The organism is Kitasatospora sp. NPDC056531 (assembly GCF_042794375.1).
Classification (GTDB): domain Bacteria; phylum Actinomycetota; class Actinomycetes; order Streptomycetales; family Streptomycetaceae; genus Kitasatospora.
Map to the genome: position 1 here is coordinate 168,339 of NZ_JBHTTU010000005.1, position 12,327 is coordinate 180,665.

Genomic DNA, 12,327 nt, shown 5'->3' on the forward strand with positions numbered 1-12,327 from the left:
CTCCTTACCGGGCCTGGGGCTGGCCGTAGACGTTCTGGTAGCGGTGGTTGAGGCTGTCGATGTCCGCCTGGGCGATCGGCAGGGGCTCGCCGAGCTGGCGGGAGAGGTGGACGGTGCGGGCCACGTCCTCGCACATCACGGCGGCCTTGACTGCTGCCTTGGCGTCCTTGCCGATGGTGAAGACGCCGTGGTTCTGCATCAGGACGGCGGGTGAGCGGTGGCCCTTGAGGGTGTCCACGATGCCGCGGCCGATCGAGTCGTCGCCGATCAGGGCGAACGGGCCGACCGGGATCTCCGCGCCGAACTCGTCGGCCATCGCGGTGAGGACGCAGGGGACGGCCTCGCCGCGGGCCGCCCAGGCGCAGGCGTAGGTGGAGTGGGTGTGGACCACCCCGCCGACCTCGGGCATGTGGCGGTAGACGTAGGCGTGCGCGGCGGTGTCGGAGGAGGGCGCGTGCTCGCCCTCGACGACCTTGCCGTCCAGATCGCAGAGGATCATGTTCTCGGGCGACAGCTCGTCGTAGGAGACGCCGCTGGGCTTGATGACCAGCAGGTCCTCGCCGGGGACGCGGGCCGAGACGTTGCCGGCGGTCCAGACCACCAGGTTGTAGCGGACCAGTTCGCGGTGGAGGTCGCTGACCTGGCGGCGGATGAGGTCGATGGTCGCGTTCACAGGGCCTCGCTCGGTGTGGTGAGGGCGGCGTTCCGGATGTCGCGCAGGCGGTGCAGCAGCTTGTCGGCGCCGAGGCCGAAGTGGTCGTGCAGGGCTCGGTATTCGGCGAAGAGCCGGTCGTAGGTGTCGGCGGCGGCCGGGTCGGGCTGGTAGGCGCCCTTCTGCACCCGACCCATGGCGGCGGCCGCGGTCCGTACGTCCGGGTACGCTCCGGCGGCGACGGCCGCGTGGATCGCCGAGCCGAGCGCCGGGCCCTGCTCCGAGTCGGCGACCGAGACCGGGCGGCGCAGCACGTCGGCGTAGATCTGCATCAGCAGGGCGTTCTTCTTGAGGCCGCCGGTGACGATGAACTCGGTGACCGGGACGCCGCCCTGCTCCAGGGCCTCGACGATGACGCGGGTGCCGAAGGCGGTGGCCTCCAGCAGGGCCCGGTAGATCTCCTCGGGGCGGGTGGCCAGGGTGAGCCCGACGATCACGCCGGAGAGGTGGTGGTCGACCAGGGTGGAGCGGTTGCCGTTCATCCAGTCGAGCGCCACCAGGCCGTGCCCGCCCACGGGCCCAGCGGCGGCCTTGCGGGTGAGCAGCCGGTGCAGGTCCTCGCCGTTCGCCTCGGCCTCGGCCAGGTAGTCGGCGGGCACGCCCTGGCGCAGCCACCAGGCGAAGATGTCGCCGACGGCGCTCTGGCCGGCCTCGTAGCCGTAGGAGCCGGTGACGATGCCGTCCTCGACCACGCCGCAGATGCCGGGGACGTCGGCGAGGGTGGCGCCGTTGACCACGTGGCAGGTGGAGGTGCCCATGATGGCGAGGAGTTGGCCGTTGTCGACGGCCCGGGCGGCCGGGGCGGCCACGTGGGCGTCGACGTTGCCGGCGGCCACGGCGGTGCCGGCCGGCAGGCCGGTCCACTCCGCGGCCTGGGCGGTGAGCGCGCCGACCCGGGTGCCCAGCGGGGAGAGCGGGTGCTCCAGACGGGTGCGGGCGAAGTCGGCGAAGTCCGGGTGGAGCGCGGCGAGGTAGTCCTCGCTCGGGTAGCCGCCGTCCTGGTGGATGCCCTTGTAGCCGGCCGTACAGGTATTGCGGCTCTCGGCGCCGGTGAGCTGCCAGACGATCCAGTCGGCGGCCTCGATCCAGCGCTCGCAGGCGCCGTAGACGGCCGGGTCCTCCTCCAGCACCTGCAGCGCCTTGGCGTACTGCCACTCGGCCGAGATCCGGCCGCCGTACCGGGAGATCCACTTCTCGCCGCGGGCGTGGGCCAGCTCGTTGATCCGGTCCGCCTGGGGCTGCGCGGCGTGGTGCTTCCAGAGCTTGGGCCAGGCGTGCGGGTGGGAGGCCCATTCGGGCGTCTCGGCCAGCGGGGTGCCGTCGGCGAGCACCGGCAGGACGGTGCAGGCGGTGAAGTCGGTGGCGATGCCGATGACCTGGGCGGGGTCGACGCCGGCCTCAGCGAGCGCGGCCGGGACGGCGGTGCGCAGCACCTCGCGCCAGTCCGCCGGGTGCTGCAGCGCCCAGTCGGGCGGGAGCGGCCGGCCGGTGCCGGGCAGCTCGCGCTCGATGACAGCATGCGGGTAGTCGTGGACGGCGGTGCCCACCTCCTCGCCGTCCCGCACCCTGACCACCACCGCGCGGCCGGACAGGGTGCCGAAGTCGACGCCGACGACGTACCGGTCGTACCGGTCGTACCGGTCGGCGTCGTGGGCGGCAGGGGTCACGGTCACGTCCTCATCCTTCGTACGGGAGGCCTGCGTTGTCGTCTGTCGCCGGTGCGGTCCTCGACCGGGGCAGGGCGGACCGCACCGGCGACAGGGTTCGTTCCGCTGCCTCTCCCTCTGGAGGACGGAACGCATAGCCGTCGGCCGGACACACGGAAGCGGGATGCGGTGGCCCGACCGGCGGAGTGGGGAGGAGCGCTTTGTTAACGCTCACGGAGATTGTTAGCGCTAACAAACAGCATGTCAAGGGGGGTTCGCGGGCCGAACCCGGGGAACCGGCTGGGTGTTCGGGGGTTACTGCCGACCGGCCACCGGCTCAACGCCGGATGGCCGGTCCCACGCTGCGCCGCAGCACCATCTCCGGGGAGATCTGCACCTGGGCCGGGGAGGCTGCGGCACCCTCCAGCTCCCCGACGAGCAGTTCCAGGGCCCGTCTGCCGAGCTCACCGAAGTCCTGCCGCACCGTCGTCAGCGGCGGGGTGAAGTAGGCGGCCTCCGGAATATCGTCGAAGCCGATCACACTGATCTCCTCCGGGACCGACCGACCGGCCTCGTGCAGGGCGCGCAGCAAGCCGAGGGCCATGTGGTCGTTGGCGCAGAAGACGGCGGTGACGTCGCGCAGTCGGGCGATCCGCAGCCCCGCCTGATAGCCCGAGCGGGCGCTCCAGTCGCCCCGCTCCACCTCCGGCACGGGGGCTCCGGCCGCCCGCAGCGTGAGGCGCCACCCCTCCTCCCGGTCCTGGCTCTCCAGCCAGTTGGCCGGCCCTGCCAGGTGGTGCACGGTTCGGTGGCCCAGGTCGAGCAGGTGCCCGGTGGCCTCTCCGGCGCCGTAGCGATTGCCCACCGACACCATGGGCACCCGCGCCTGGCTGCCCGAACCGACCGCGACGAGCGGCACGGAACTGGAGAGCCGGGCCACTGCGCTGACGGCGGAGGTCTGCGGCGCGATCACCACGACGCCTTCCACCCCCTGGTCGCGCAGCCGGTCGACGGCCTCCTGAACCGAACGTCCGTCCAGGGAGCGCAGACTGGTCACGCTCACGAAGTACCCGGCGCTGCGCGCGGCCCGCTCGATGCCGTCCAGCATCGAGGCGGGGCCGTAGAGGGTCGAGTCGAAGCTGACCACCCCGAGGGTCTGCGACCGGCGGGTGACCAGGGCGCGGGCGGCGGAGTTGGGCCGGTAGTCCAGTTCCCGTATGGCGGCCAGCACCCGGTCCCGGGTGTCGGGCCGGACGTGCGGGGCGCCGTTGAGCACCCGGGACACCGTCTGGTGGGAAACGCCCGCCAGTTTCGCCACGTCCGCCATCACGGGCTGGCGCTGTTCCGTCCCGGCGCTATCGGTTCCCACTCGCAGTCCCCTCCTCGGCTGTGGACCACAGTACGCGACCAGGTCCGGGCCAATCCGTCACCCTCGGTTCAACAGGCGGCTTCTCTTCATACCAGCCCTACAGGCCGCTGACATGTGCCAATATCCCCAAGTTAACGCTCACGCCTCTTCCGTGGAGGTGATTGCCCGGATCGCCGTCCCGCTGCCGGCACAGGTGGCCGCGCTCGGTGAGCGGCCCGACACACAGCGCGTTCAGGCCAGGAGGACCGGGTTGGTGAGCGCTGCTATGCCGCCTTCGGCATCGCGGACCTCTGCGCGAACGAAGACCGATTCCACCGCCTCCGCCGCACCGACCCACCACTCGACGGTGTCCGCGCCGGTATCGGGCAGCGCGGCATCGCACACCCGGCCCCTCCCGGTGTGGAGACTGACCGTGCCGGAGGGCACGCCCCGTATGTCAACCCGTGCGACGACGCCCGGCGCGTCGCCGATCGTCAGCGCTTCACCGATCCCGGCCGTCCGACCAGCACAGGTGAGCGTGAACAACAACTCGACGGCGTTCGTCGCGGCGAGCCAGCTGCGGCCGGCGCGGAGCCCTGCGAGGACCGCCTCGGCGCGCAGTCCGTCCGACAGGGCCACGGTGTGCGGGATGCCGATCTGGCCCGCGAGGTGGGTGTCGCTGTTGCCGATCGCCGGCCGCCACCGCTCCCGCCGGACGTCCGGCGCCAGGCTACGACCCCACTGCGCCAGCGCCGCCTCGTTGTCCGCCTGCCACGGCAGCGCGGAACGCCAGGGCCCGTTCCACACCTCGACCAGGTCGAACCCCCGGTACGGGTACCGGAAGGAGCCCGAGTCGTACGGCGCGAACGGGTGCGCCGCCACGCACAGGCCGCCGCCTCGGCGGACCTCCGCCAGATGCCGGTCGATCACGCCGTCGCCGGCGCCGTAGCACCAGTCGACCACCTGCCCCGGCCGGAGCCCCAGGGCGAGCCAGTGCCCGTCCCGCGTGGTCACCTCCTGGCCCGGGATCACCAGCGGATCGCCGTCCGCGCGCCGTCCCCAGTTGCTGTGCGGGTGCGCCGAGTTGTGCTCGGTGACGGCGAGGAAGTCGAGCCCCGCCGCGCGGGCACCGGCCAGCAGCTGCTCCGGGGTCAGCTCCCCGCCGTTCGAGACGGCCGAATGCACGTGGCAGTCGCCCCGGTACCAGCCTCTCCCCCGGTCGGCCACCCGCGTCGACGGGATCCGCGGCTCCGACGGACGCCGTCCTGCTTCGTCGTTCATGGCCGTCCCGGCAGCCTAGGGGGTGGTTCGGACTGTGCCCGCCGGATTCCCACCGAGCCGGCAAGGGCCGCGCGCCCCCGGCCGGGGTGCGCACTACCCGAGGGTCCACTTCTGGTTGTCGCCGCCCCAGCAGCTCCACAGCTGGACGGGTGTGGCGTCGGCGGTGAGCGCCCCGGCGACGTCCAGGCAGCGGCCGGACGGGGCGCCGGTGACGCTGCCGTCGGAGTTGAACTGCCACTTCTGGTTGGCACCGCCGTTGCAGGGCCAGGTCACCACCTTGGTGCCGTCGGCCGTCCCGCCGCCGTACGCGTCCAGGCACAGCGTGCTGCCGGAGATGTTCACCGTGAGCTGTCCGTCGGCGGTGCGGGTCCAGGTCTGGTTCGCCCCTCCGGAGCAGCTGTAGATCTGCGCCTGCAGCCCGGGCGTGGTGGAGGCGTTGGGGACGTCCAGGCACTTGCCCGAACCGGCGCCTCGCAGCGCCCCCGTGGCGGCCGCCGGGGAGTTGGCGTATCCGGCGGCGACTATGTTGGCCTGGACGGCGTTCTCGGTGGCCTCCGACGGGTAGCCGGAGGTCATCACGCCCTCGTAGAAGGTGCCGCGGGCGCCGTTGCTGTTGTCACCGCCGATGCCGAGGATGATCGCGCCCTCCTTGTGCATCGGGTTGTAGCCGGACACGTTCGGGCGCGGCCCGGAGTGGAACGTCGACAGCCCGCCGGACTGGGCGTCGCCGGCGCGGATAGCCCACTGGTTCGGCGCGCCCTTGACCATGGCCGTCAGGTAGCGGTGGTTCACCGTCGGGTCGTTGGCGTTGTAGCCCGCGTTGGCCCCGGAGAACAGGCCGTTCTCCAGGTCGGCCATCACCCAGGGGCCGGGCCCGGTGCCGTAGCCCCAGACCTTGATGTTGCCGAAGTAGATCGCCTCCATGTGGCCGTTGCCGGTGTCGGTGCTGCTCGTCTCGGCGTTGCCGTAGTCGAAGCAGCAGCCGCCGTTGTAGTGGGTGCCGTCGAGGATCGCGTACATCCCCTCGGGCTGGTCACCGGTCGCGACACCCGAGGTGTGGTTGTTGCGGTAGCCGGTGCCCGGCGCGACGTACACGCCGTAGGCCCGGTGGCCGTTCAGCGTGGTGGGCGCCAGGGTCGCGTCCGCGAGGTTGTCCGGGCCGGACGCGGCGCCGCCCCCGGGTGCCTGGGTGAGGTGGTTGCCCCGCCCGCTCTGGTCGTAGATCACGGTGATCACGCAGCTGGTGCCGGCGCAGAAGGCGTCCTGTGCGGCGGCATCGGCGTAGCCGCCGGTGCTCAGCACCCCGATGTTCCGCGGCGCCTGGTCCGACGCGCGTCGGACCTGGTACAGCGGCCCGCCGTACCCGGCGTAGAGCGCGCGGGTGGTGCTGTGCGCGGCCACGCAGGGTGTGCCGCCGGCGGCGTAGAGGTCGCACGGCCCTTGGGTTGCGGCCTGGGCCACGCCGCTCGTCGCGGTGGCGCCGACCAGGACGGCCAGTGCCGCCCCGGCCCGGGCGAGGCAGCGCAGCGCGCCGCGTCCACGGGTCGTCCTGTTGTTGTCACTCATGGCGCCTCCCTGCTCATCGTTTGAGCGCGGCCAAGGTGAAGTGAGCGCTAACAATCCGGCCCGCGGCGACAGACGTCGGCCCGGGGGCGGGAGGTGGAGGTTCCTGGATCGGCGACAGTGCCCGCACCGACCGTGTCCCGTCAAGGCTTTTGACACATCACACCGAGGAAAGCGCCGATCGGGCCCGGATGGCCGTCGGCCCGTCATCCCTCCATCGCTGCAAGGAGGTTGACGCTAGGCGATGTGAACGCTCACACTCCACACCGGCGCAACTGAGCACAGGTGCCGGTTCGCCGCGCCTTTCACCTGCTCCCCCACCCACCGGCGCGATCGAGAGGAACCACCACATGCGCGCACCCTTCCGCCGGCGCTCCAGAGCCGCACACGTCGCGTCCGCCGCGATCGTCGTCATGGCACTGGCCGTCGGCTGCAGCAAGCAGGGCGCCGGTGACTCCGGCACCCCCACCGGCGGCTCCTCGGCCGCCGCGCCCGCGATCCAGGGCGACATCACGTTCAACGACGACAACCTGACCCGCCTCGACGCCGCGCTCAAGACCGCGCTCCAGGGCAAGGACCTCTCCCAGCTGGACCTGGCCATGGTGGTCAACGTCTCCGTGGACTACTGGAACGCCGGGAAGGCCGGTTTCATCAAGGGTCTCGCCGACCTCGGGGTCAAGGGCACCTTCCAGGCCCCGGCGAACGGCCGACTGGACCAGCAGCTGTCCATCCTCCAGACCCTGCGCGGTCAGGACATCTCCGCCTTCTCGCTCTCCGCGATCGACCCGACGGCCGTCAAGTCGCCGATCCAGTCCGCCGGTTCGGCCGGCATCCCGGTCCTGGCGATCGACTCGCCGCTGCCCGCCGAGGACGGCGCGGCGCTCTACCTCGGCACGCCCAACTACCAGGCCGGCAAGCGGGCGGGCGAGGCGATGAAGGCCGCGCTGGGCGGCCGGGGCAAGGTCGTGGTGCTGGTCGGCTCGCTGACCGCCTCCAACGCCGTCGAGCGCATCCAGGGCTTCGAGGACGCACTCAAGGGCACCGACATCAAGCTGTCCAACAAGCTCGCCGACAACATGGACGCGGCCAAGGCCCTCACCAACGCGCAGACCGCCATCCAGACCGACCCGGGCGTGACCGGCCTGTACGGCGTCTACTCCTACGACGGCCCGTCGGCCGCGCAGGCGGTGCAGGCCGCGGGCAAGACCGGAAAGGTCAAGGTGGTCTCGGACGACAGCGATGCCCAGACCCTCACGTTCATCCAGCAGGGCGTCATCCAGGCGACTGTCGTCCAGTCGCCCTACCAGCAGGGCTACACCGGCGCCTACCTGCTGGCCGCGCTCAAGGTACTCGGCAAGGACGCCACGATGGCCATCGTGAAGCCGTTCCTGGAGTCCGACGGCAGCACCCTGAGCTCCGGCGTGGGCGTCGTGACCCCGGACAACCTCGCCGGCTTCCGGGCCAAGCAGACCCAGCTCGGCATCACCGGATGACCGGGGCAGTCGCCCCCGCGGCCGGACAGCCGGCCGCGGCCCTGCGCGGGGTGCGAAAGGCATACGGGCCGGTCGCGGTGCTGGACATCCCGGAGCTCGATCTGATCAGGGGCCAGATCACCTGTGTGGTAGGGGAGAACGGCGCCGGCAAGTCGACTTTGATGGGCGTGCTGTCCGGCACCGTCTCCCCCACCGCCGGGGAGGTCCTGGTCGGGGACCGCCTCCTTCAACCGGGGCGGCCCGACCACGCGAAGGCGCTCGGCGTCAGCCTGGTGGCGCAGGAGTTCCCGCTGGTGGGTCGGCTGAGCGTGGCCGAGAACCTGCTGCTCGGCCGGCGCACCCGGGCCACCAGCGGCGCGGGGAGGCTGCGCCGGGCCCTGTTCGACCGCTCCGGCACCCGGCGCGAGGCCCGCGAACTGCTGGCGGACATCGGCGTCGAGGGCGTCGACGTCGACCGACCGGTGGAGCAACTGCCGGTCCCGCTGCGGCAGATGATCGAGATCGCCAAGGCCTGGGGAAACCGGCCGCTGGTCCTGATCCTGGACGAGCCGACCTCCTCACTCGGGCCGGTCGAAGCCGGGAAGGTCCTCGCCCTCGCCCGGCGCCACGCCGCGGACGGCGGCGCGGTGCTGTTCATCGGCCACCGGCTGGACGAGGTGCGGGAGATCGCCGACCGGGTGGTGGTGCTGCGCGGCGGCCGCCTGGTCGCGGACCTCGGCCCGGACGAGGCCACCGAGGCGCGGATGATCCGCGAGATGGTCGGCGGCGAACTCGCCCGCGACGTCGCCGTACGCCCCGTCCCGGCCGCGGCCCGCACCGTCCTGACCGCCCGGGGGCTGACCGCGGACGGCCTCGGCCCGGTCGACCTGGACCTGCGGGCCGGTGAGATCGTCGGCGTGGCGGGCCTGATGGGTTCGGGCCGCAGCCGGCTGCTGCACACCCTGATGGGCGCGCAGCCGCGCACCGGCGGCGAGGTCGAGCTGGGCGGGCGCCGCTTCCGCCCTCGCCACCCCGCCGACGCGGTCGCCGCAGGCATCGGCCTGGTGCCGGAGGACCGCAAGGAGCAGTCCCTGCTGCTGTCGCACCCGGTGCGGTGGAACGCGACCCTGGCCACCCTGCGGCGCGACTCCCGGCACGGGGTGCTCACACCCCGGGGCGACCGTGCACGCTCACAACGGATCCTCGACGCCCTGGGCGTACGGCTGCACAGCCAGGAGCAGCCGATCGGCGACCTGTCCGGCGGCAACCAGCAGAAGGTGGTGTTCGGGCGCTGGCTGCACGCCGCCCCCGCCGTGCTGCTGCTCGACGAGCCCACCCGCGGCGTCGACGTGGGCGCCAAGGCCGAGATCTACCGGCTCATCGACCGGGCCGCCGCGGACGGGCTCGCCGTCCTGGCCGCCTCGTCCGAACTGGAGGAACTGCTGTGGATCTGCCACCGGATCCTCGTGATGGCCCGCGGACGGATCGTCGCCGACCTGCCGCGCGAGCACTTCGGCAAGGAACGGATCATGACAGCAGCCACCAGCCGGCCGGAGCCGTCGGCGAGCACGGAGGGACCCGTATGACCACCGAGACCGCTCCCGCCCGCGAGTCCACGGCGGCACCGGCGCGGAGCCGGTTGCGCGTGCTGGTCGACACCCCGGAGGTGGGTGTCGTCCTCGCCTGCGTCGCCGTGTTCGCGGCGCTCGCGCTGGCCCGGGACACCTTCGCTAGCGCGGTCAACCTCCAGGGCATGGGTGCCGACCTGGCCCAGTACGGGCTGATCGCGATCGGCGAGTCGCTGGTCATCCTGACCGGCGGCATCGACCTGTCGGTGGGCGCCCTGCTGGGCACCAGCGTGATCCTGATGTCCTGGTTCAACGTCCGGGCCGGCCTGCCCGCGGGTCTGGCCGTCCTGGCCACGTTGGCCGTCGCCGGACTGGTCGGCCTGGTCCACGGACTGGCCGTCACCCGGCTGCGGATGCCGCCGTTCGTCGTCACGCTGGTCACCTACACCGTGGCGCAGGGCGTGACCCTGGCGATCACCTCCGGCACCTCGATCGTCGGCATCTCCCCGTTCTTCGGCGACGTCGGCCAGAGCTACCTGGCCCAAGTCCCGGTGCCGCTGGTGCTGTTCGCGGTGGTCGCCGTCGCCGCATGGTTCTTCCTGGAGCGGACCTACGCCGGGCGGCAGGTCTACGCGGTCGGCGGCAATCCCGAGGCGGCCAGGCTGGCCGGCATCCGCGGTGACCGGCGGGCGGTGTCGATGTACGTGACCTCCTCGCTGGTGTCGGCCTTCGCGGGAATGCTCGTGCTGGGCCGGATGGGGGTCGGCTCCGCCAGCGGCGTCGGCGTCGGCTGGGAGCTCTCGGCGATCGCGGCCGCGGTCATCGGCGGGGTCAGCCTGACCGGAGGGCAGGGGCGCGTCCTGGGGATCGTCGCCGGTGCCGTCCTGCTGGAGCTGATCAACAACGGGCTGACCACCCTCCAAGTCAACTCCGACTACACCAACATCGTGCTCGGTTGCGTCCTGGGCCTGGCCATCACGGCCGACCGCCTGCGCGCCAGGCACGTGGCGAGGCGGTCCTGAGCCCGCCCCTCGGCACCGGCACGTCCCGCCGTCCAGGCCGTCAACCCGATCCTCCGGGCCTGCGGCCCGACCCCGGCCACCGGCTGATCCCCGGACCGACAGGTGCCCGTCTCCCGACCGCCGGCGGGAGGCGGACGACACGACACCCACGGCGGGGAGCATGCCGTGGCACAGGGGCAGCACCCCGGCTCCACCGCCCGCACCAGAACCTGTCGTTCACCAATCATTCGCCGAATTGTCACCCTGCGAACTCCGGCAGAGCCTCCCCTTCCGGTGCGGCACGCCCGGCCGGACCGGCCGACGGGACATCGCGATCCAACGGTGATCCCGGGGCCCTTGACGCCGCTCTTGTTAGCGTTAACACTTCATGTCACACCAGGCCAGAGCTACTGCCACCCCGACGTTCCACAGCGCGAGGGACCGCTCCGGCCGGCCCCGCTCGACCGCTCCCAGTCGCCCAGCCAGGGGCGCACTGTGCCGGTCGCGGAACATCATCACTGGAGGAACTGTGCGGAAGCTTTCAGCGGGCCTCGTCGCGGTGGGCCTGACGCTCTCGTTGGCGGCCTGCGGCCAGAGCTCCAACGGAGTCGGCGACGGGGCGGCCAAGGGCGACGCCAAGGGCGGACTCATCGGCATCGCGATGCCGACCAAGTCGTCGGCCCGCTGGATCGACGACGGCAACAACATGGTCAAGGACTTCCAGGCCAAGGGCTACAAGACCGACCTGCAGTACGGCGACAACGTGGTGGAGAACCAGGTCTCCCAGGTGGAGAACATGATCACCAAGGGCGCCAAGCTGCTGGTGATCGCCGCCATCGACGGTTCCTCCCTCACCAACGTGCTGCAGAAGGCCGCCGATGCCCACATTCCGGTCATCTCGTACGACCGGCTGATCCGGGGCACCCAGAACGTCGACTACTACGCGACCTTCGACAACTACAAGGTCGGTGTCCTCCAGGGCGGATACATCGCCGACAAGCTCGGCCTCAAGGACGGCAAGGGGCCGTTCAACATCGAGCTGTTCGCCGGCTCGCCGGACGACAACAACGCGACCTTCTTCTTCAACGGCGCGATGAGCGTCCTCAAGCCGTACATCGACCAGAAGAAGCTGGTCGTGCAGAGCGGCCAGACCGACTTCAACCAGGTCGCCACGCTGCGCTGGGACGGCGGTCTCGCCCAGTCCCGGATGGACAACCTGCTGAGCAAGGCCTACACCGCCACCCACGTCGACGCCGTACTCTCCCCGTACGACGGCATCTCGATCGGCATCCTCTCCTCGCTCAAGGGCGTCGGCTACGGCACCGCCAAGTCCCTGCCCATCGTCACGGGCCAGGACGCCGAGCTGGCCTCGGTGAAGTCGATCATCGCGGGCGAGCAGACCCAGACCGTCTACAAGGACACCCGGCAACTCGCCAAGGTCGCCGTCCAGATGGGCGACGCGCTGCTGACCGGCGGGAAGCCCGAGGTCAACGACACCACCCAGTACAACAACGGCGCGAAGGTCGTTCCGGCCGAGCTGCTCCAGCCGGTCAGCGTCGACAAGGACAACTACCAGAAGGTCCTGGTCGACAGCGGCCAGTACACCGCGGACCAGCTCAAGTAGCCCGTGGGGCCCGCTAGACGGGCCCCATGCCGAACCGGCGGTGCGGCGGGCGCCCGGGCTCCCCCCGGGCGCCCGATGGATCCCCACCGCACCGCCCCGAACGATACGGACG

Annotated in this window: 9 protein-coding genes; 4 read left to right on the forward strand and 5 right to left on the reverse strand. The window is 71.7% G+C overall.

The genetic code is table 11. The annotated features are described in order from the left end of the window. Window positions 1-4 precede the first annotated feature (4 nt). The 5 genes from ACFQ87_RS08355 to ACFQ87_RS08375 form a co-directional block, all read right to left on the reverse strand. Window positions 5-673 (reverse strand): L-ribulose-5-phosphate 4-epimerase, encoded by a 669-nt coding sequence (locus ACFQ87_RS08355; protein ID WP_380609811.1) that lies wholly within the window; start codon window positions 671-673, stop codon window positions 5-7. After that, window positions 670-2,379 (reverse strand): ribulokinase, encoded by a 1,710-nt coding sequence (locus tag ACFQ87_RS08360; protein ID WP_380609915.1) that lies wholly within the window; start codon window positions 2,377-2,379, stop codon window positions 670-672. Before ACFQ87_RS08360 ends, ACFQ87_RS08355 begins: the two co-directional genes overlap by 4 nt. 316 nt (window positions 2,380-2,695) lie before the next feature. Beyond that, window positions 2,696-3,727, reverse strand: a complete 1,032-nt coding sequence (locus ACFQ87_RS08365; RefSeq protein ID WP_380609812.1) for a LacI family DNA-binding transcriptional regulator — start codon at window positions 3,725-3,727, stop codon at window positions 2,696-2,698. Window positions 3,728-3,958: 231 nt separating this feature from the next. Beyond that, on the reverse strand, window positions 3,959-4,987 hold the full coding sequence (locus ACFQ87_RS08370) for a CehA/McbA family metallohydrolase (RefSeq protein ID WP_380609813.1): 1,029 nt from the start codon (window positions 4,985-4,987) through the stop codon (window positions 3,959-3,961). A 93-nt stretch (window positions 4,988-5,080) separates the two neighbouring features. Beyond that, a complete protein-coding gene (locus ACFQ87_RS08375) occupies window positions 5,081-6,553 on the reverse strand; it encodes an arabinofuranosidase catalytic domain-containing protein (protein WP_380609814.1) in 1,473 nt (490 codons plus the stop codon). Between the two features lie 347 nt (window positions 6,554-6,900). Here ACFQ87_RS08375 and ACFQ87_RS08380 point away from each other — a divergent pair, with 347 nt between their 5' ends. The 4 genes from ACFQ87_RS08380 to chvE all read left to right on the forward strand — a co-directional run bounded on the left by ACFQ87_RS08380 (window position 6,901) and on the right by chvE (window position 12,215). Further along, window positions 6,901-8,043 (forward strand): substrate-binding domain-containing protein, encoded by a 1,143-nt coding sequence (locus ACFQ87_RS08380; RefSeq protein WP_380609815.1) that lies wholly within the window; start codon window positions 6,901-6,903, stop codon window positions 8,041-8,043. Further along, complete coding sequence (locus ACFQ87_RS08385; protein WP_380609816.1) at window positions 8,040-9,608, forward strand: sugar ABC transporter ATP-binding protein; 1,569 nt, start codon at window positions 8,040-8,042, stop codon at window positions 9,606-9,608. The genes ACFQ87_RS08380 and ACFQ87_RS08385 overlap by 4 nt, the downstream gene beginning before the upstream one ends. Then, window positions 9,605-10,612: an ABC transporter permease gene (locus ACFQ87_RS08390; RefSeq protein WP_380609817.1), complete on the forward strand. Its 1,008-nt coding sequence runs from the start codon at window positions 9,605-9,607 to the stop codon at window positions 10,610-10,612. Before ACFQ87_RS08385 ends, ACFQ87_RS08390 begins: the two co-directional genes overlap by 4 nt. A 508-nt stretch (window positions 10,613-11,120) precedes the next feature. Next, on the forward strand, window positions 11,121-12,215 hold the full coding sequence (gene chvE, locus ACFQ87_RS08395) for a multiple monosaccharide ABC transporter substrate-binding protein (RefSeq protein WP_380609818.1): 1,095 nt from the start codon (window positions 11,121-11,123) through the stop codon (window positions 12,213-12,215). Window positions 12,216-12,327 lie beyond the last annotated feature (112 nt).